17 protein-coding genes are annotated in these 17,975 nt (G+C 63.4%); 15 read left to right on the top strand and 2 right to left on the bottom strand.

The genetic code is table 11. The features are described from left to right. The first annotated feature begins 159 nt into the window (after window positions 1–159). From topA to G5A46_RS01380, 3 genes are all read left to right on the top strand, one after another. Complete coding sequence (gene topA, locus G5A46_RS01370) at window positions 160–2,835, top strand: type I DNA topoisomerase (protein WP_163846579.1); 2,676 nt, start codon at window positions 160–162, stop codon at window positions 2,833–2,835. A 185-nt stretch (window positions 2,836–3,020) separates the two neighbouring features. Beyond that, on the top strand, window positions 3,021–3,725 hold the full coding sequence (locus tag G5A46_RS01375) for a CoA transferase subunit A (protein ID WP_163846582.1): 705 nt from the start codon (window positions 3,021–3,023) through the stop codon (window positions 3,723–3,725). Next, complete coding sequence (locus tag G5A46_RS01380; protein WP_204318672.1) at window positions 3,725–4,369, top strand: 3-oxoacid CoA-transferase subunit B; 645 nt, start codon at window positions 3,725–3,727, stop codon at window positions 4,367–4,369. The genes G5A46_RS01375 and G5A46_RS01380 overlap by 1 nt, the downstream gene beginning before the upstream one ends. Window positions 4,370–4,523: 154 nt before the next feature. On the opposite strand, the gene G5A46_RS19905 is transcribed toward G5A46_RS01380, so the two are convergent. Next, a complete protein-coding gene (locus G5A46_RS19905) occupies window positions 4,524–5,033 on the bottom strand; it encodes a lytic transglycosylase domain-containing protein (RefSeq protein WP_338050014.1) in 510 nt (169 codons plus the stop codon). A gap of 684 nt (window positions 5,034–5,717) precedes the next feature. On the opposite strand from G5A46_RS19905, the gene G5A46_RS01390 reads away from it, so the two are divergent. The 12 genes from G5A46_RS01390 (at window position 5,718) to G5A46_RS01440 (ending at window position 16,386) form a co-directional block, all read left to right on the top strand. Continuing rightward, entirely contained in the window at window positions 5,718–5,909 is a 192-nt protein-coding gene (locus G5A46_RS01390; RefSeq protein ID WP_163846586.1) for a Flp family type IVb pilin, read from the top strand. A gap of 143 nt (window positions 5,910–6,052) precedes the next feature. Beyond that, window positions 6,053–6,229 (top strand): hypothetical protein, encoded by a 177-nt coding sequence (locus G5A46_RS19615; protein ID WP_204318673.1) that lies wholly within the window; start codon window positions 6,053–6,055, stop codon window positions 6,227–6,229. 101 nt (window positions 6,230–6,330) lie between these two features. Further along, complete coding sequence (gene cpaB, locus G5A46_RS01395) at window positions 6,331–7,188, top strand: Flp pilus assembly protein CpaB (RefSeq protein ID WP_163846588.1); 858 nt, start codon at window positions 6,331–6,333, stop codon at window positions 7,186–7,188. A 174-nt stretch (window positions 7,189–7,362) separates the two neighbouring features. Beyond that, window positions 7,363–8,790, top strand: coding sequence for a type II and III secretion system protein family protein (locus tag G5A46_RS01400; RefSeq protein WP_163846590.1), 1,428 nt, complete (start codon window positions 7,363–7,365; stop codon window positions 8,788–8,790). A 4-nt stretch (window positions 8,791–8,794) separates the two neighbouring features. Continuing rightward, window positions 8,795–9,430, top strand: coding sequence for an OmpA family protein (locus G5A46_RS01405; RefSeq protein WP_163846592.1), 636 nt, complete (start codon window positions 8,795–8,797; stop codon window positions 9,428–9,430). 277 nt (window positions 9,431–9,707) lie between these two features. Continuing rightward, complete coding sequence (locus tag G5A46_RS01410) at window positions 9,708–10,982, top strand: CpaE/TadZ family protein (protein ID WP_163846594.1); 1,275 nt, start codon at window positions 9,708–9,710, stop codon at window positions 10,980–10,982. A gap of 12 nt (window positions 10,983–10,994) precedes the next feature. Next, window positions 10,995–12,482, top strand: a complete 1,488-nt coding sequence (locus tag G5A46_RS01415) for an ATPase, T2SS/T4P/T4SS family (protein ID WP_163846596.1) — start codon at window positions 10,995–10,997, stop codon at window positions 12,480–12,482. Window positions 12,483–12,487: 5 nt separating this feature from the next. Further along, window positions 12,488–13,456 (top strand): type II secretion system F family protein, encoded by a 969-nt coding sequence (locus G5A46_RS01420; protein ID WP_204318674.1) that lies wholly within the window; start codon window positions 12,488–12,490, stop codon window positions 13,454–13,456. An 11-nt stretch (window positions 13,457–13,467) separates the two neighbouring features. Further along, window positions 13,468–14,433: a type II secretion system F family protein gene (locus G5A46_RS01425; RefSeq protein WP_163846598.1), complete on the top strand. Its 966-nt coding sequence runs from the start codon at window positions 13,468–13,470 to the stop codon at window positions 14,431–14,433. Window positions 14,434–14,444: 11 nt separating this feature from the next. Next, window positions 14,445–15,005: a tetratricopeptide repeat protein gene (locus G5A46_RS01430; RefSeq protein ID WP_163846600.1), complete on the top strand. Its 561-nt coding sequence runs from the start codon at window positions 14,445–14,447 to the stop codon at window positions 15,003–15,005. A gap of 28 nt (window positions 15,006–15,033) precedes the next feature. Further along, window positions 15,034–15,882 (top strand): tetratricopeptide repeat protein, encoded by an 849-nt coding sequence (locus tag G5A46_RS01435; RefSeq protein ID WP_163846602.1) that lies wholly within the window; start codon window positions 15,034–15,036, stop codon window positions 15,880–15,882. A 12-nt stretch (window positions 15,883–15,894) separates the two neighbouring features. Then, window positions 15,895–16,386 (top strand): prepilin peptidase, encoded by a 492-nt coding sequence (locus G5A46_RS01440; protein WP_163846604.1) that lies wholly within the window; start codon window positions 15,895–15,897, stop codon window positions 16,384–16,386. Here the strand turns inward: G5A46_RS01440 and G5A46_RS01445 are convergent. Then, the gene (locus G5A46_RS01445; RefSeq protein ID WP_163846606.1) at window positions 16,359–17,954 is read right to left on the bottom strand and encodes a hypothetical protein; all 1,596 of its coding nucleotides are present in this window, start codon (window positions 17,952–17,954) and stop codon (window positions 16,359–16,361) included. The genes G5A46_RS01440 and G5A46_RS01445 overlap by 28 nt on opposite strands. Between the last annotated feature and the right edge of the window lie 21 nt (window positions 17,955–17,975).

Raw genomic sequence — 17,975 nt, forward strand, 5'->3', positions numbered from 1 at the left:
ACCGGCACAGCGTCTTTCGGTCGCGTTCCGGGCAAAACACCGCCGGTCCCCCCTTGCGCTGCTGGGGGAACCGCGCCATTGACATTGACTTGCCAGACCCCACATGGTCCGCCGCCAAGGCGCCGATCCGAACATCCGGCGCATGTGAAAGGAGCCTACATGCCCGTCGTCGTTGTCGAATCGCCAGCCAAGGCCAAGACGATCAACAAGTATCTCGGCCCGGATTACACCGTCCTGGCGTCCTATGGGCATGTGCGTGACCTTCCCCCCAAGGACGGTTCGGTCGACACCGACCATGACTTCGAAATGAAGTGGGAGATCGCCACCGACAGCCGCAAGCACGTGAAGGCCATCGCCGATGCGCTGAAGGACGACAACGCCCTGATCCTGGCCACTGACCCGGATCGCGAGGGGGAGGCGATTTCCTGGCACCTCGAGGAGGCGCTGCGCAACCGCAAGGCGATCAAGACCGACACCGCCGTCAGCCGCGTGGTCTTCAACGCCATCACCAAGGCCGCGGTGACCGAGGCGATGCAGAACCCGCGCGACGTGGATGCCCCGCTGGTGGAGGCCTACCTGGCCCGCCGCGCGCTGGATTACCTGGTGGGGTTCAATCTGTCGCCGGTGCTGTGGCGCAAGCTGCCCGGCGCAAAATCCGCGGGCCGGGTGCAATCCGTCTGCCTGCGCCTGATCGTAGAGCGGGAGATGGAGGTGGAGGCCTTCCGCCCGCGCGAATACTGGACCGTCAAGGCCCTGCTGCGCAGCCCGCGCGGCCAGGATTACGAGGCGCGGCTTGTCACCCTGGCCGGTGACAAGCTGGACCGGTTCAGCATTGCGGATCAGACGCAGGCGGAGATGGCGGTGCAGGCCATCACGTCCCGCGATCTTTCGGTTCAATCCGTGGAGGCCAAACCGGCCTCCCGCAATCCGTCGCCGCCCTTCATGACTTCCACACTGCAACAGGAGGCCAGCCGCAAGTTCTCCATGGGCGCGCGCCAGACGATGAGCGCGGCGCAGCGACTTTATGAGGCGGGGCACATCACCTACATGCGGACCGACGGCATCGACATGGCCCCCGAGGCGGTGGAAGCCGCGCGCTCCGCGATCGGTGATCGGTTCGGCGCCGAATATGTGCCGTCCGCGCCCCGGGTCTACAAGAACAAGGCCAAGAACGCGCAAGAGGCGCATGAATGCATCCGCCCCACCGACATGACCAAGGACGCCACCGCGCTGAAGATCACCGATGGCGATCAGCGCAAGCTGTATGACCTGATCTGGAAACGTACGCTTGCCTGCCAGATGGAGGGCGCGCGCCTGGAGCGCACCACCGTCGAGATCGGCAGCCAGGACGGACAGGTCGGCCTGCGCGCCACCGGCCAGGTCGTGCTGTTCGACGGCTTCCTGCGAATCTACGAGGAGGGCCGCGACGACGTGGCCGAGGATGACGACAAGCGACTGCCGCAGGTCCACCAGGGCGAAACGGCGGAAAAGCGCGACGTCACGCCCGAACAGCATTTCACCCAGCCCCCCCCCCGCTATACCGAGGCGACGCTGGTCAAGCGTATGGAGGAACTGGGCATCGGCCGGCCCTCCACCTATGCCTCCATCGTCACGACGATCCAGGATCGCGGCTATGTCCGCAAGGACAAGACCCGCCTGCTGCCCGAGGACAAGGGCCGGCTGGTGACGGCATTCCTGTCGAATTACTTTGCCCGCTACATCGAATATGATTTCACCGCCTCGCTGGAGGAGGAGCTGGACGATGTCAGCGCCGGGGAACGCGACTACAAGGACGTGCTGGGCCGGTTCTGGCGCGACTTCTCCGCCGCGATTGCCGAAACGGCGGAACTGCGGATCACCGAGGTTCTGGAGAAGATCAACGAGATCCTGGCGCCGCATCTGTTTCCCCCGCGCGAAGACGGCAAGGATCCGCGCCTGTGCCCAAATTGCGAGGCCGGGCGTCTGTCGATGCGCACCGCGCGGTCGGGCGGGGCCTTCATCGGCTGTTCGAACTATCCCGAATGCCGCTATACCCGGCCCTTCGGCCCGCCCGATGCGGAGGCCGAGGCCAGTGCGATCCCCCCCGACGGCAAGTTGCTGGGCGAGGACGAGGGCGACGAGATCCGCGTGTTCAAGGGCCGGTTCGGCCCCTATGTGCAGCGCGGGCCGGTGACCGAAGAGAACAAGAAGCCGCCGCGCCAATCCGTCCCCAAGGATTGGGAAGCCGAGGAACTGACTCTGGAACAGGCCGTGCGTCTGCTGACCCTGCCGCGCCTGATCGGGCAGCATCCGGAGGACGGAGTGAATGTCTGGGCCAATATCGGCCGCTACGGGCCCTATCTGAAACATGCCGAAAGCACCTCTGATCGGGGTGGGACCAATGCCAACCTCGAAGGGCTGGAAGAGGTCTGGATGGTCGGCATGAACCGCGCGGTGCAGCTGCTGGCCGAGAAGGTCGCCAGCCGGGGCGCGCGCGGTCGCGCCGCCACGCCGATCCGGGAGCTGGGCGAACATCCCGAGGCCGGCGGACCGGTCAATGTCTTTGACGGCAAATACGGACCTTACGTGAAGTGGGAGAAGATCAACGCCACGATCCCCGACACGATCGAGGTCGACGCCCTGACCATCGGCCAGGCGGTGGAACTGATCGCGGAACGTGCGGCCAAGGCCGGCAAGACGGTGAAGAAGAAGGCTGCACCGAAAAAAGCCGCCGCCAAGAAGGCACCGGCCAAGAAGACCGCCGCGAAGAAGACCACGACCCCCGAGACCGCCACCAAGAAGGCACCGGCGAAGACGACCGCGACCAGGAAAGCCCCGGCCGCGGACACGGAGTGATCCTCCGCCCCGACGAGCGCACCGACCAGCGCACTGACGGGGCGCCGAGGCTCACCGCCACGACAGGTCCCCTCCCCCGCTTGGGGCGGGGGCACCCGTCACCAGGAATATTCCGCAGCGCGGCATTTCGTTGACTCTCCCTCCTCCCTTGGCCAGAACGTGACCAGTCTGGCCAGGAGGAAATCATGAAAAAGATATATGGCTCTGCTGCGGAGGCGCTGGACGGCGTCCTGTCCGACGGCATGCTGATCGCTGCGGGCGGCTTCGGCCTGTGCGGCATACCCGAGCTGTTGATCGCCGCGATCCGGGACAGCGGGGTCAAGGATCTGACCGTCGCGTCCAACAATGCCGGCGTCGACGATTTCGGCCTGGGCGTTCTGTTGCAGACCCGCCAGGTGAAAAAGATGATCAGCTCCTACGTGGGGGAGAATGCCGAATTCATGCGGCAATACCTCTCGGGAGAGCTGGAGCTGGAATTCAATCCGCAAGGCACGCTGGCCGAACGGATGCGGGCCGGCGGCGCAGGCATCCCCGGCTTCTATACCAAGACCGGCGTGGGCACCCAGATCGCCGAGGGCAAGGAGCACAAGGAGTTCGACGGCGAAACCTACATCATGGAACGGGGCCTTTTCGCGGACCTGGCCATTGTGAAGGCGTGGAAAGCCGATGAAACCGGCAACCTGGTCTTCCGCAAGGCGGCGCGCAACTTCAACCCGCCCGCCGCCACCTGCGGCAAACTCTGCGTGGTGGAGGTCGAGGAAATCGTGCCGACCGGCAGCTTGGACCCTGACCACATCCATCTGCCGGGCGTCTATGTGCACCGCCTGATCCAGGGGGATCACGAGAAACGGATCGAACAGCGCACCGTGCGCAAGCGGGAGGAAGCCTGATGTCGAGCGCAATGAAAGGTTGGGATCGCAACCAGATGGCCGCACGAGCGGCGCAGGAACTTGAAGACGGGACTTACGTGAACCTTGGCATCGGCATCCCGACGCTGGTGTCGAATTATATCCCCGAAGGCGTCGAAGTGACGCTGCAATCCGAGAACGGGATGCTGGGCATGGGCCCTTTCCCGCTGGAAGGGGATGAAGACCCCGACCTGATCAACGCGGGCAAGCAGACGATCACCGAACTGCCTCATACCGCCTATTTCGACAGCGCGACCTCCTTTGGCATGATCCGGGGCGGCAAGATCGCGATGGCTATCCTGGGTGCGATGGAAGTGGCCGAAAACGGTGACCTGGCGAACTGGATGATCCCGGGCAAGCTGGTGAAAGGCATGGGCGGCGCCATGGACCTGGTCGCCGGGGTGCGCCGCGTCGTGGTGGTGATGGACCACACCAACAAGGCCGGCGAGTCCAAGATCCTGACAGAATGCACCCTGCCCCTGACCGGCACGGGCGTGGTGAACCGGATCATCACCAATCTGGGCGTTCTGGACGTGGTTGAGGGCGGTCTGAAGATCGTCGAAACCGCCGCTGGCGTGACCGAGGACGATCTGCGCGCCGCGACCAAGGCGACAATTGTCGGCTGACCCTACGGGTTGATCAGGTCGCAAGACCGCCGCACGGCCTGAAAGGTCCGCCCGTTTGCCGGTGCGGGCCTTTTTTCTGCGCGAGAGGTGGGGCCAGGTCGATCCTGGCCCGGCGTCCCGGAAGCCGGTGCCCGGAGCCTGTCCGATGCGACGATCAGGGCAGGTGAAAAACGCAGCCGTCCGAGATCAGGATCGGCGGCGTCATGCACAGCTTGCGCGCCGTGTCGAACGCGGCGAGCACCTTGGGGACATAATCACGGGTTTCGGCGATATCCGGCACACCCTGGTGTTCGGCCACCCGCGTCTCCCCGGCGTTATAGGCGGCCAGCACCAGGATCGGATCGCCGCCATAGCGTTTCATCAACACGTCCAGAAACGAGATCCCGCCGCGAATGTTCTGTACCGGGTCCAGCGCATCGGTGACCGCGTGATCCGCCGCCGTCTGCGGCATCAACTGCATCAGCCCCTGCGCGCCCACCCGGCTGACCGCATCAGCCCGGCCGCCCGATTCCACCGCAATCACCGCCAGGACCAGCGCCGGGCTGACCGACGTGCCCACAGTGTTCTCCAGGATGGCGGGCGCATGGGCGCGGGCGATGGCCAGCAGCTCGTCCAACCGGGGCGATTGCACCGCCTGCCCCGCCGGGGCCGCCGCCAATCGCATCAGGGCAGGCTCCAGCCGTCCGGGACCGCTATCCGCGCTTGCGGGGGATACCGCGTCCCAAAACCAGGAATAGCGTCCGCCGCTGCTTCCTGCCGACGAGAGGGCGGGAGAATCGCTGGTCGATTCTCCCTTTGGCGGCGGTGCGGGAGCGTCCTGGGGGGAAATCTGCACGTTTATCCGCTTTTTCACGCCTGCCTTGGGGGGAGCGACTCGCTTGAACGTGAAATCCGGGAAGGGTTCGGGGGATTGTGCGGCGGCATTGCCCACCAGAATCGCGGCCCAAAGGCCCACAGACGCGAAAATCAGCTTCATCTGCTCGATACCTTGCCGGTTTGACCGTTCTCATTGGCTTCATTCTTACCACAATTCCCCGCAAGCGCGGCAGAATCCGAATGCTTTGATCCGCTTTTGGCCATGAATCCCCGCCAAAACAGTCCGCTACAGGCGATTTCAGCGCTTTTTCCACTTTTTTCCCGCATTTTTTCAGATGCTTGCCCTCTCTTTCGGGCCGAAAGCGGGGACTCACAAATTTCGTACGAATCGCGCCAAATTCATGCCCCAATCCAACGGCTATATGTCCATGTACCGCGAAGGTGGTGGCCCAAAGTTAGAGAGAGCAGGGCGACCAGAGACCAGACCGGCGCGAATGAAAAATCAATCATCTGATCCTTTGGAGGGACCACCATGCTTAACTTCATCAAAAACTTCCGCAACGACGAAGACGGCGCAGTTACGGTTGACTGGGTCGTGCTGACCGCAGCCGTCATCGCCCTGGGCGGCGCAGCCTACACCGCCATCGAAGGCGGCGCTACGGAGATGACCGGCAATATCAAAGACCACATGAGCACCGCATCCATCGGCGGCTCCAACAACTGAGTGTTGGAGGGTCCCCGGCAACTTGCATAAGTCGACCTGGGTGACCCCAAGTGGTTCGAGGCCGCGTCCGTCCCACGGGCGCGGCCTCTGCGCTCTGTCCATCGGGGTCCGTGCGCTCGCAACCGCCAGTAGCGAGAGGTTTCATGAAGGAACGACTCAAACTATTTTTCCGGCGTGAAAACGGCGCTGTCACTGTCGATTGGGTGGTCTTGTGCGCCCTGATGATCACCTTGGCGACCATTGTCGTAGCCTCGATGACCGACGCGACGACGACCCTGACCGACCGGATCACCGCTTTCCTGGATGGCTACCAGTTCTGATCGCCCACCAGCGAGAGCTGCGCCTGACCAGCGACAGATATTCCCTGCTCCGGGCTGTTCCGGGCCGGGGTGGAAACCGTAATGCTTAAAAGGTGACCGATATGCGTAGTGTTTTTGGACTTGTTCTGATCGCCGGCCTGGCCCTGGCCGGTTTCGCCGTCTACATGGTCCAGGGGCGCATGGCGGTCTACCAATCCGCGCTGGCAGAGGAACGTGCCGGCCGCAACGAGGTGGCCACCGTGCCCGTCTTTGTCGCGACGCGGACCCTCGCCTACGGAGAGCGGCTCACAGCAGAGGACGTTCGCGCGGTCGATTGGCCCATGAACGCTGTGCCCGAAGGTGCTTTTGTCGATGCCAATGTGCTGTTCCCCGAAGACCAACGCGATCCGCGCTACGTACGCCGCGCGATGGAAAAGGACGAGCCGCTGATGGCGATCAAGATCACCGAACCGGGTGAAGAGGTCGGCGTGATCTCGCGGCTGGAACGCGGGATGCGGGCCTTTGCCATCTCGGTCGATGTTGCGTCGGGCGTGTCCGGCTTCCTGCGGCCGGGAGATCACGTCGATGTCTACTGGACCGGCGACGTGGACGATTCCCGAGGCGAGGTGACGAAGCTGATCCAGACCCGGATCAAGCTGATCGCCGTCGACCAGTCCGCCAGCAAGGACGAGACCGAAACCCGGATCGCACGAACTGTCACCGTGGCCGTGAACCCGCAACAGGTCGCCGCCCTGGCGCAGGCGCAATCCACTGGTCAGCTGACCCTGTCGCTTGTCGGATTCGACGACGAAACCATCGCCGAGGCAATCGAAATCGACCAACGTATGCTGCTCGGCCTGCCCGAAGAAGCGCCGCAACAGGTGCGCCAGGACCAGCCCATGCCCGAGGAACGAGTGTGTACCATCCGCACCCGGCGCGGGGCAGAGGTCGCCAACATCGTCATCCCCTGCACGAATTGATTGCCGGGAACAGGCGCGGCATTGCTGCGCCCCGACCCCGGCCCCTGTTGCGGGTTATCCACATACGGCACGCCGTCAAAGCTATTGTTTATTGCGCGAAATGGCGATTTCGCGCAGTATGTCATTCAGATCGGGCAAAAGATCCGGCGTGACCGACTTCGAGAGGCGGGTCAAATGGCAGTCAGAACACTCTTGAACGCGGCCCTCCTGGGCCTTGTCGCGCTTGGTGCGGCCACCGCGTTGCCCGCCCGGGCAGAGCGGTTGCAGATCGTGCAACAGGGTGCGGCCTCCCGGCTGGCGGTGTCGATGAACCGCGCCGTGGTCGTCGAAAGCGACGTGCCCTTTGCCGAACTCAGCATCGCCAACCCTGCGATCGCCGATATCTCCTCTCTCTCCGACCAAACGATCTACGTGCTGGGCAAATCGCCGGGCACCACGACGCTGACCCTGCTGGATGCCACGGGGCGGTTGATCACCAATGTCGATGTCGTTGTTTCTGCCGACGTGTCGGAATTCAAGGAACGGCTGCGTCAGATCCTGCCAGGCGAGAAGATCGAGGTACGCACGGCCAATGATGGGATCGTCCTGTCGGGCACTGTTACCTCTGCGCAGAAATTGCAGCGCGCGCTGGATCTGGCGGAACGCTATGCGCCGGACCGGGTGTCGAACCTGATGGCGGTGGGCGGTATTCAGCAGGTGATGCTGAAGGTCCGATTTGCCGAGATGCAGCGCAGCGTGTCGAAATCCCTGTCCAGTTCCCTGGGGCTGAGCGGCAATGCCCTCGGCGGCGGGCTGGGCCTGTCCGGCGGCACGGGCCGGGGCGTGACCAGCGACAACCAGGCCAACATCCTGGGCGGGACGCTGCCCAGCTCCAACGACAACAGCGGCGCGCTGATGTTCGGGTTCAACGCCGGCGCGGTCGAGGTCGGGCTGCTGCTTGAAGCGCTGGAATCCAAGGGCGTCGTGCGCACCCTGGCGGAACCGAACCTCACCGCTCTGTCAGGACAGGAGGCCAAGTTCCTCGCCGGGGGCGAATATCCTGTGCCGGTCTCGCAGACCGACGGCGCCGTGTCGGTGGAATTCAAACCCTTCGGCGTTGAACTGAACTTTATTCCGCGCGTGGTCGATCAGGATCTGATCAACCTTGAGCTGAAGGCCGCCGTCTCTGCCATTGACAGTTCCAACGGCTTTGAGCTGGACGCTTTCCGCATCGATGCCTTTTCCCGGCGCGAAGCCTCCACCACGGTGGAATTGCGCGATGGCGAAAGTTTCGCCATCGCCGGGCTGCTTCAGGACGATTTCAGCGACAACAACAGCCAGATCCCCTGGCTGGGGGATGTGCCGGTGCTGGGGGCGCTGTTCCGCAGCGCCGAGTATCAGCGTTCACAATCGGAGCTTGTGATCATCATCACCGCCCACCTGGTCACACCGACACGGGGCGACGTGCTGGCCCTGCCGACGGACCGGATCAAGCCGCCGTCGGAAAAGGATCTGTTCCTGTTCGGCCGCACAGCCGGCGGCGAGGGCCGCAAGCTGAAAGGCGCGGCGGGAGAGGTTGCAAGGCAGGATTTCAACGGCTCCTACGGCTATGTGATGGAGTAAGACGATGCACCGGACGTCCCAGATTGCGCTGTTCGTCGCTGCCCTGGCCCTGGCCGGGTGCGGCCCCTCCAGCCACCGCGAAGCCGGCGCCGAACTGGACAGCGGGTATTTCGGAAATTCCCAGATGCACAATCATCAGGTGATGACCGGACAATATCTGCACCAACTGGGCACCCGTTTCGCGCAAGAGGTCGACACCACCGTCACCTTCGCTTTCAACTCCGCTGTTCTGGATGCGCAGGCACAGACCGTGCTGGCCCAGCAGGCGCAGTGGATCCGCCAGTTCCCCGAAGTCCGCTTCCGCGTTTATGGCCATACCGACGCGGTCGGCACCAATGCCTACAACAAGAGGCTGGGGCTGCGCCGGGCCCAGGCGGTGGTTTCCTTCTTTGCGACGCGCGGCATCAGCCGGTCGCGGTTGGAGGCAGTCGTTTCCTATGGCGAGACGCAGCCGGTGATTCCCGTCCCCGGCCCCGAGCGTCAGAATCGCCGGACGGTGACCGAGGTTCTGGCCTTCGTCGATGGTCACAAGAACGTGCTCGACGGCAAATATGCCCAAATCATCTATCGCGATTATGTCCAAAGCGCGCAGAGCGCGACGCAATTGTCCGGCGCGGAAGTGGGCGCAACCGGCGAATAGAACCGAATTGACTGCGTAGACGGTCATTTCCAGCGAGTTCCGCCCCGTCCAACAGCGGATTCCGGTCACGCACACCTGGCGATCACACAGACCGAAACAGCCTCTGGGGCGACTATCTTAGACCCCATTAATTCGGCTTTTTGGCCCCATTCTCGCCCAGATGTTCAGCGAAATTTCAAGGTGAACACAGCGACCGACACGAGTCGGATGCCCCCCGGAAGACTGGTCACATGACCACAACCATGGGCGGAGCGCAGCATGTGAAGGGATAGAGGCGATGAGCGCGACAGCGGCAGTGCAGATGGAACCCAGCCCGATCGAGGCGTGCACGATCCGCCGGGAGCCCGACGGGTTCGACCTGCTGATCGAGGATATGGAAACCGCCATGGGCGAACGCTGGGGCGACCTGGGGTTCGCCGAGGCGCTGATGTTCTTCAACCAGCCCGAAGCCGATGCGCTGGAATTCGTCGCCATGGCCATCGACGCCGAGGACGAGAACAACCTGGCCCTGCTGGGTGAGGTGATCGCCCAGGCGAAACAGCACGGTATCAAGGTCATCCTGATCGCCGAGGACGTCAGCCCCGCCGCCTTGCACCAACTGCTGCGCCGGGGCGCGGACGAATTCGTCCCCTACCCCCTGCCCGAGGCAGAGCTGCAATCGGCCATCGACCGCATCCGCACTCCCGATCCGATCCCCGAGGCGCCGGCCCCGACGAAAACCGGGCGTCGCAGTGGCGATCGCAACGGTGTCGTGCTTGCCATCCACGGCCTGGCGGGCGGCACCGGGGCCACAACTCTGGCGGTAAACCTGGCCTATGAATTATCCACCGGATTGGGCGAACCCAAGAAACGGCGCAAAAAGTCCGAGCCGCGCGAGATGCCGCGCGTCTGCATCCTGGACCTCGACCTGCAATTCGGGTCGGTCGGCACCTATCTCGACCTGGATCGGCGCGAAGCCGTCTACGAGATGCTGTCGGACACGGAGGCGCTGGACGACGACGTGTTCAGTCAGGCCCTCATGACCTTCAGCGACAATGTGCAGGTTCTGACGGCCCCGACGGAAATGCTGCCTCTGGATCTGCTGACCAGTGAAGATATCGCCCGGATCATCGCCATGGCGCGCTCGCATTTCGATATCGTCATCGTCGACATGCCCAAGACCGTCGTCCAATGGACCGAGACGGTGCTGAACGAATCGCAGCTTTACTTCGCGGTGATGGAGATGGACATGAGGTCGGCGCAGAACGCGCAGCGCCTGAAGCGCGCCTTCCTGGCCGAGGAACTGCCGATCGAGAAACTGCGGTACGTTCTGAACCGCGCCCCGAAATTCACCGATATCACGGGCCGGAACCGGGTGTCTCGCCTGGCGGAAAGCCTTGATATCTCGATCGAACTGCAATTGCCCGACGGCGGCCGACAGGTCACGCACGGGGCCGATCACGGCATTCCGCTGGCCCAGGCCGCGACGAAAAACCCGCTCCGCAAGGAAATCGTGAAGCTGGCGCAGACGATCCTGGAAATCGAGCATTCCGCCGAGGCGGTAGAAGCGTAAAGGCAGGTCACGATGTTCTCACGCTACAAGAAGGACGGCGCAGCGCCCAAGGCGCTCCCCCCCGCCACCGCACCGACGGCCCGGCCGCGCCCCGAACCCACCGCCGCGCCCGTGCCGCGCCAGGCCAAACCCATCGCCACGGCCGAGCCGGCCCGCATCATGCGCAAGCCGATGCCCGGCGGTCGCGCCCCGGCCGAGGCTGCCGCCGCCGACAAGTCGCGCAAGCGCAAGGAACGGCTGTCGGAGATCAAGCTGGACCTGCACCGCGCCTTGCTGGACAACCTGAATCTGGCCGCACTGGACACTGCCAGCGAACAGGATCTTCGGATGGAGATCAATTCCATCGCCACGGAGGTCTTGCAGGACAAGGGCATCGTTCTGAACCGCGAAGAACGCACCCAGCTGAACCAGGAGCTCTACGACGAGGTCAAGGGTCTGGGCCCGCTGGAAAGCCTGCTCAAGGACGACACGGTGTCGGATATCCTGGTCAACGGCCCGCACCAGATCTTCATCGAGCGGGACGGCAAGCTGCAACTGAGCGACGTCACCTTCAAGGATGAAAAGCACCTGCTGCGGATCATCGACAAGATCGTCTCGGCCGTTGGTCGCCGGGTGGACGAATCCAACCCATATGTCGATGCGCGGCTGAAAGACGGATCGCGTTTCAACGCCATGGTGCCGCCGGTCGCGGTGGACGGGTCGCTTGTCTCCATCCGGAAGTTCAAGAAGGACAAGCTGGGCATCGACGACCTGGTGAATTTCGGCGCCTTCTCCGAAGAAATGGCCGCCTATCTTCAGGCCGCTGTGGCCACCCGGCTGAACATCATCGTTTCCGGCGGGACGGGGTCCGGCAAAACCACCACGCTGAACGCGCTGTCGTCCTTCATCGATAACAGCGAGCGTATCCTGACGATCGAGGACACGGCAGAACTGCAACTGCAACAGACCCATGTCGGCCGGATGGAAAGCCGTCCGCCCAATGTCGAGGGCCGTGGCGCCGTCACCCCGCGCGATTGTCTGAAAAACGCCCTGCGTATGCGCCCTGACCGGATCATCGTCGGGGAAACGCGTGGCGAGGAAGTCATCGACATGCTGCAGGCCATGAACACCGGCCACGACGGTTCGATGACCACCATTCACGCCAACTCCGCCCGCGACGGGGTGTCCCGATTGGAAAACATGATCGCCATGGCCGGCATCGACATGCCGCTGAAAGCGATGCGGGCGCAGATTTCCTCGGCCGTGCATCTGATCGTGCAGGCCAGCCGCTTGCAGGATGGGTCGCGCCGCATGACCTCCATCACCGAAGTGACGGGGATGGAAGGCGAAGTCATCTCCATGCAGGAGGTGTTCCGTTTCCAGCGCGTCGGCCTGACGCCGGAGAACAAGATCCTCGGGCATTTCACCGCCACCGGCGTGCGCAGCAACTTTTCCGAACGGTTCAAGATGTGGGGCTATGACTTGCCCGCCGCCATCTTCGAACCCTCCAACGGGAGCTGAGCAAAATGGCCCTGAGCGCCGAACCCGTCATCTATGCGCTGATCTTCATCGGCGTGCTGGTCCTCGTCGAAGGTCTGTATCTGACTGTCTTCGGCAAGTCGATCAACCTCAACAGCCGCGTCAACCGCCGCCTGGAAATGCTGGAAAAGGGCACCGGCCGCGAAGAGGTGCTGGAAAAGCTCCGCAAGGAGATGGAACAGCACATGGCGGCGCGGCAGATCCCGCTGTATTCCCTGCTGGCCGAAAAGGCCCAGCACGCCGCCATCGCATTTACCCCCAGACAATTGATGATGATCATGGGCGGGCTGAGCGTTGTGGCCTTTCTTGGCCTGACCATCGGCACGGAAACTGCGGTGCCGGTGCGCCTGTTCGCCTCCGTCGCGATCGGCATCGGGGCGGTCTACTTCTGGATTTCACGCAAAGCGAAGAAGCGCCTGTCGATGATCGAGGAACAATTGCCCGACGCGGTGGAACTGATCGTGCGCTCGTTGCGGGTGGGGCATCCGTTCTCCTCCGCCATCGGAATCGTGGCCAAGGAGGTCTCTGATCCGTTGGCCTCCGAATTCGGAATGATCTCGGACGAGGCCGCCTATGGCCGCGACATGGGCGAGGCGATGAAGGACATGGCCGACCGCATCGGCCTTCAGGATTTGCGTTTCCTCGCCGTGGCGGTGACCATCCAACAGCAATCGGGCGGCAACCTGGCCGAGGTGCTGGCCGGCCTGGCCTCTGTCATCCGCGCCCGGTTCAAGCTGTTCCGCCGGGTGAAGGCGATCACCGCCGAAGCCCAATGGTCCGGCAACTTTCTGTCGGCCTTCCCGCTGCTGGCGCTGATCGTGATCACCGTGACCGATCCGAACTACTACGACGAAGTTCTGGACCATCCGTATTTCGTCCCCAGCTGCATCGCGGTCGCGCTGTTTCTGGTGGCGAACCTCATCATCATGCGCCGCATGGTCAACATCAAGGTCTGAGGAGACAGGAAATGAACGCCGCGATGAATGTTCTGACCGGAGTGATGGGACCGATGGGGCCGCTTTACGCGGTGGGCGGGCTGGGCTTGTTCCTGATTCTCGTCACCCTGCCCTTCCTGTTGAAAAAAGAAGACGATCCCCTGGAAAAGCTGAAGGCGGGGAATTCCGCCGTCAAGGCCGGGAACCCGTCCAAGGAACAGCGCCTGCGCGCCCGCAAGAGCAACGAGAAGCTGGAAAAATATTCCTCCCTCCTCGAACCCCAGAACGAGGAAGAATATTCCGCGATCAAGCTGAAGCTGTTGCAGGCCGGCTACCGCTCCCGCGATGCGGTGCGGTTCTATCATTTCGCGCAATTCGCCCTGGGCATTCTGGGGCTGGTGGCGGGCGTGGTCTACTTTCTGCTGTTCGTGTCGCATTCCAATCCCGATACGCAAAAGACCATCATGTACATCATCGGCCCGGGCGCCATCGGCTACATCTTCCCGAAATATTGGATCAGCAAACGCGTCGAAGAGCGCAAGCAGCAGATCCAGGACGGGTTTCCCGACGCGCTGGACATGCTGCTGGTCTGCGTCGAGGCCGGGCAATCCATGGACCAGGCCATCATTCGGGTAAGCAAGGAAATCCGCGCCTCCTACGAACACCTGGCTGATGAATTCGAGATGGTCAGCCACGAGATCAAGGCCGGCAAGGACAAGGCCGCCGTGCTCGCGGACATGGGCGAACGCTGCGGCGTGGCCGATATCTCATCCTTCGTGACAGTGCTGATCCAGTCGCAGACCTTCGGAACGTCGATCGCCGACGCGCTGCGGGTCTACGGTGCCGAAATGCGGGACAAACGCGTCATGCGTGCCGAGGAAAAGGCCAACAAGCTGCCGACCAAGATGACGCTGGCGACCATGGGCCTGACGGTGCCGCCGCTCTTGATCATTCTCATGGGACCGTCCATCGTGAACATTCAGAACATGGCCCAGTAACCCGGATCCCGATGCCTCCTGCCCTGACCCGCTGCGCGTTTCTTTGTCTTCTGGCGCTGTTGGCGGGCTGCGCTGCGGGGCCACGGGCTGGCGACACGCCCTTTGCGCCCGGTGTGGATCACCGCGCCGATGCCGTGGACGGCGTGCTGGTGGGCAATCGTCTGCTGGCCGCCGGGGAATTCGAACTCGCGCTGGAGGCCTATACCCGCGCCGCGTTGCAGGACGGCATGACCGGCGAAATCTACGCCGGTCTCGGCTCTGCCAACCTGGGGCTTGGCCGGCTGGGCCAGGCCGAACGCCAGCTGCGCCGCGCCGTCACATATACCGACGCCCATCCCGAAACCTGGAACAACCTGGGCCAGCTGCTGATGGAACGCGGCGATCACGCCGAGGCGGCGCAGATGTTCAAACGCGCCTACGCGCTGGACAATGGCGAAAGTACCGCAATCCGCGACAATCTGCGCAATGCCCTCGCGTTGATGGACGAAGCCGGATATGATGGCGGCAACGAACAAGAATTTCAGGTGGTGCCAAGCGGACAAGGTGCATACGAGATCCGCAAGTCACCCTGACATGAGGCAGCAGTAAAGGACGCATCTGATGCGCCAATCCCCTGTTCTTGTCACGGCATTGCTGGCCCTCGGGGCCCTGGCCGCCTGTGACAAGCCCCGCGGAAACGAGGTCGAACGCGCCTTTCAGGAGGTGAATGTCGTCGACGAAAGCAATCTGTCCGATATCATGCTGACGGTCGGTGACCCGAACGAGGCCGTCGCCTATTTCAAGCGGAGCACGACGGAAAACCCCGACCGGATCGACCTGCAACGCGGGTTGGGCCAATCGCTGATCCGCGCCAACCGCGCGACAGAGGCGGTGCCGGTCTGGGCCGCGATCACGCAGATGCCCGCCACCACCCACGAAGACAAGGTCGACTACGCCGACGCGCTGATCCGCGCCGGTGACTGGATGCGTGCGGACAAGGCGCTGGACGAGATCCCGCCAACCTACGAGACTTACAAACGCTACCGGCTGGAGGCGATGATCGCCGACAGCAACAAGGAATGGGACAAGGCCGATAGTTTCTACGAAATCGCCACCGGGCTGACGACGAAACCCGCCGGCGTGATGAACAACTGGGGCTATTCCAAGCTGACGCGTGGCGATTACACCGCCGCCGAACGCCTGTTCGCAGATGCGCTGCGGCAGGACCCGTCCCTGTTCACCGCCAAGAACAACATCGTCCTGGCCCGAGGCGCGCAGCGCAACTACACCCTGCCCGTAATTCCCATGCAACAGGACGAGCGGGCGCAATTGTTGCACACCCTCGCCCTTTCGGCGGTCAAGCAAGGCGATGTGGAGACGGGGAAATCCCTGCTTCGCGAAGCCATCGACACGCACCCCCAGCATTTCGAGGCCGCCGTGCGCAGCCTGCGCGCGCTGGAAAGCAGTTAGGCCGGGCAGATCATGCTTGCCCTGCCCCAGATGGTGGCACTGGTCTTTCTGCCCTTCGTCCTGCCGATCTGCGCCCATGCGGCTTGGACGGATCTGCGGGCGATGCGGATTTCCAACTATGCGGTGCTGGCACTGGCGGCGGTGTTCATCCTGCTGGGGCCATTTCTCTATCCGCTTGAAACCTATGGCTGGCGGCTGTTGACGCTGGCAGTGGTTCTGGTGGTCGGGATCGTTGCCAATGCCATGCGGCTGCTGGGCGCGGGAGATGCGAAATTCATCGCCGCCGCCGCGCCCTATATCGACCCGGCGGATCTGCGGCTGCTGATCGCCATGTCCGCCGCCATCCTGCTGGCCGCCTTTGCCAGCCACCGCATTGCCCAGCGTACCCCACTCCGCAACCTGGCCCCCGATTGGGAAAGCTGGCAGCGGCAGGGCGATTTCCCCATGGGCTTCCCACTGGGCGCGACGCTGGCGGGCTACCTGTTGCTGGGCGCGTTCACCTGACCTTGCAGCCGAAAGAGCGCGTAAAGGTCCGTCGCCTCCACCAGCACGGCCTGGTCCTCGGGGATCAGATCGAGAATATCGCGCCGGATGACGCGGCTGGACGGGCAGGTCGGCACCAGCAGATATTCCGCATCTGCAATCCCCGGTAGACCATCGTAGTACCACGGCGCGCCGTGATCCAGCGGCGCCCACCCGGTGTAAAGCCAATGCGGCGCAAAGATATCCGCGACAAAGGGCTGTTTATCCTGCACATGTCCGCCCGCTGCCAACTGCGCGTTCATCGCCCGGAACAACGGCGTGAACCCGGAATCCAGCTCGCAATCCGCGAAGTCCTGCCCGGCCCAGGTGAACGCGTCCTCTCCCGCCGGGATCAGCGGCACGGAGGCCCGGCTGCGCAGGGTGCGGTTTTCAATCGTGTAAAGCGCGGTGGCCTCGGGTCGGTCCGGGAACAGCCGGGTATAATTGCCCGCCGGTTCCAGCAGATGGCGCAACGGGCTGTAAACGATGTTCAGCGCAACTGGCCCGATGGCCACCAGCGCCACCAACGCCATGGCCCGCAATGCCCGAGCCTGCCTCTCCAGCCCCGGACGCGCCGAGAGCGTGAACAGACACAACGCGAAGACCGTCAACCACAATTGGTCATTGCCGAAATTCTGGAAACTGGCATAGGCGAAGGCCGGCAGGAACATCAGCACAATCAGGCCCGTGGCCTGCTGCCCCTTGCGCGCGCGCAGCATCAATCCAGCCGTGATCACCAGCAGGGTTCCAATGGTGAACGACGGCGACAACAGCGTTCTGGCATAAGGCTCTCCGGGATAGGGCCTCCCGTCGGAGTTGAGAACCACCAGCAGGTCGTCCAGATAGGCCAGCCAATAGCCCGGCCCATGCTCCGCCGTGACCAGCGCCAACAGACCCAGCCCCGCAATCACCGCCCACAGGATGCTGCCGCCCCGCCGTTGCAGGATCAACCCCAGCACCACCGGCAGGAACAACGCGGCGGCAAAGGTGATCTTGACCACCGCCAACGCCGCCATGGCCAGGCCGATCACCACGCCATCCAGGATCAGCGCGCGCCGCCCCGTCGGTCCGGGGATCAGCACCAAGGCCGCCACCAGCAACGCCAACGCCCAGGCCCAGCGATTGTAATGCATTGAAAACGAAAGGTAGATCTCAGTCCCGCCGTAGATTACAGCCGTGATCAATGACACCATCCCGACGCACCACATCAGCCCCGCACCGCGCGACAACCGGCTGATCGCGACCCAACCCACCGCCGGGGCCAAAAGCGCGGCCACCGCGATCTGCGACCATAGCATCGCCTGGCCCAGGGGCAGCCCCGCCTGGATCAGCAACCCAATGGGCCGCACCGCCCATTCACCGATCGGGGTCTCGAAATCCACATGCGCCACAGCGCCGCGCGACATGCGTTCCGAGATCTCGATGAGGTGCAGCATGTCACCCTCATGGACCCCGAAATAGAGCCCGCCGCGCAGCGCGACAATTCCCGCCTGGATTGCAAGCGACAGGATCAGGATGCCCCAAACTTGTCCCGCCGGTGCCTTAATCATACTGTCCTCTTGGGTTTTTTA

The organism is Pseudooceanicola aestuarii (genome assembly GCF_010614805.1).
Classification (GTDB): domain Bacteria; phylum Pseudomonadota; class Alphaproteobacteria; order Rhodobacterales; family Rhodobacteraceae; genus Pseudooceanicola; species Pseudooceanicola aestuarii.